Source organism: Oleiphilus sp. HI0066 (assembly GCF_001635725.1).
This window is the reverse complement of record NZ_LWFH01001042.1, coordinates 1-1,787: the sequence shown is the minus strand read 5'-3', so window position 1 is coordinate 1,787 and position 1,787 is coordinate 1. Positions and strand designations below refer to the sequence as shown.

Here is a 1,787-nt window from a genome sequence, read left to right as displayed (position 1 = left end):
CTTCTGGGAAACCATGTTTCTGACTTAAGTTGTGCAAAGCGATCGATAATGCCGAATCGACACAGGCTTCAGCCAACCATGTTAAGTAATCACTTACTTTCATCACAGGCAAGACACCGCTTATCTCAGCGGCTGCGACACGCAACATATGTGACTGTTTGAAATTCCTCAAACAATCCATCTGCGCTTCAAGATCTTCCTCAGGAATACGTAACAAGGACTGACGCAACTCATCACTTAACTCTTCGCGTTTAGGCGGCGTATACAGCAACTCCGGCTTTAGTAAGTCATCGAGTACAACTGGCGTGGCCGAAATATGTTCAGCGAACCATTCACTCTCTGAACACAACTTACAAAGCTGTTGAAGCGCCTGCTCATTTTCAATAAGAAGAACCAAATAGATAGAACGCCCTAAGACGGCTTGAACTACTTTCAAAACGCGCTTTAACGTCAGGCTCGGCGCTTCGCCAACTGCCAGCGTATTAAGCAAGCGAGGCAAAAATTCTTCGAATCGTTTATACGCAGCTGGCGTCATCGAGCGAAAACGCGGTAAGTCTTTGAATTGAACCATCGCCTGAGCGGCTAGAACTGGATCATCATACCCTGCCCGTTCAAATTCCTTGGCCCAAGCCTCTGTGCGACTTCCCTGCTCATCGTCTTCGACCTGCCAGATCTGAAGCCACTCATAAGCACCAGCATCCTCATGCTCTTCGCTTTGTGCATCTTCTTGCAGGAACTCTTCAAAAATAGCCGATACATTTGCCCGCAACTTGGCTTGCCTGGCAACTAACGCGCCCCAACTTTCTTCATTCATAGCCAGCACAACGGCATCTTGTGCAGCTTCTTCATCAGGCAATTGCTGAGTCTGCTGATCTTTATACCCCTGTATTGCGTGCTCTAAATCGCGCAGGTAACAATATGCCTCTAACAAACGATCAACCCACTCACTAGGCAGATAATCTTGTTCAGCAAGTGTTTGATAAGCGCTTTGCAGACCAGTGTCTTGGAGTCTTAAGTCACGACCTCCGTATATGAGCTGCGCGGCTTGCGCAATAAATTCAATCTCACGAATCCCACCGCTACCCAGCTTAATGTTTCTATCGCCACCTTTGCGATGCACCTCAGACATAATAAGTCGCTTCATATCTCGCAAAGCTTGAAAGCTCGAATAGTCGGGATATTTACGATACACAAATGGCTGAATGATACTCTTCAGCAACACTGCTCGGTCATTTTTGGTACCGGTGATTGCACGCGCCTTCAGCATGGCAAAACGCTCCCATTCACGACCTTGTGTTTGGAAGTAATCTTCAAAACCGCGCAGATTCAAAGCCAAGGCACCGCTAGTTCCATAAGGCCGCAGACGCATATCAACGCGAAATACAAAACCCTCTGCCGTTTGAGCATCCAACATATGAATCAGCTTCTGCCCCAACTTTGAGAAAAATTGATGATTATCAATGGGCTTTTTTGGATGGTCTGTCTCGCCCTTTTCAGGAAAGGCAAAAATTAAGTCGATATCAGAAGACACATTGAGCTCGCGCGCACCTAATTTACCCATGCCGAGCACAATCATTCTCTGCTCTTCGCCATCAGCGTTGCGCGGTGTTCCATATCGCGCAATAAAACGTGCGTGCAACCAAATCAAACATTGCTGAATACACACATCAGCCAACGCACTCGCCTCGGCGAGCGTCTGATCAAGATTGCCAAGACCATTCATGTCTCGCCATATAATCCTTGCCTGCTCAGTGTTCCGAAACACGCGTAACACAGCCATTGCTTGA

General features: G+C 47.4%; 1 protein-coding gene. It reads right to left on the bottom strand.

Annotated elements, in window-relative coordinates; translation table 11 throughout:
- Positions 1 to 1,787 (bottom strand): bifunctional [glutamate--ammonia ligase]-adenylyl-L-tyrosine phosphorylase/[glutamate--ammonia-ligase] adenylyltransferase (gene glnE, locus A3738_RS12720; protein ID WP_082890040.1); only part of this gene is annotated, 1,787 nt, incomplete at both ends.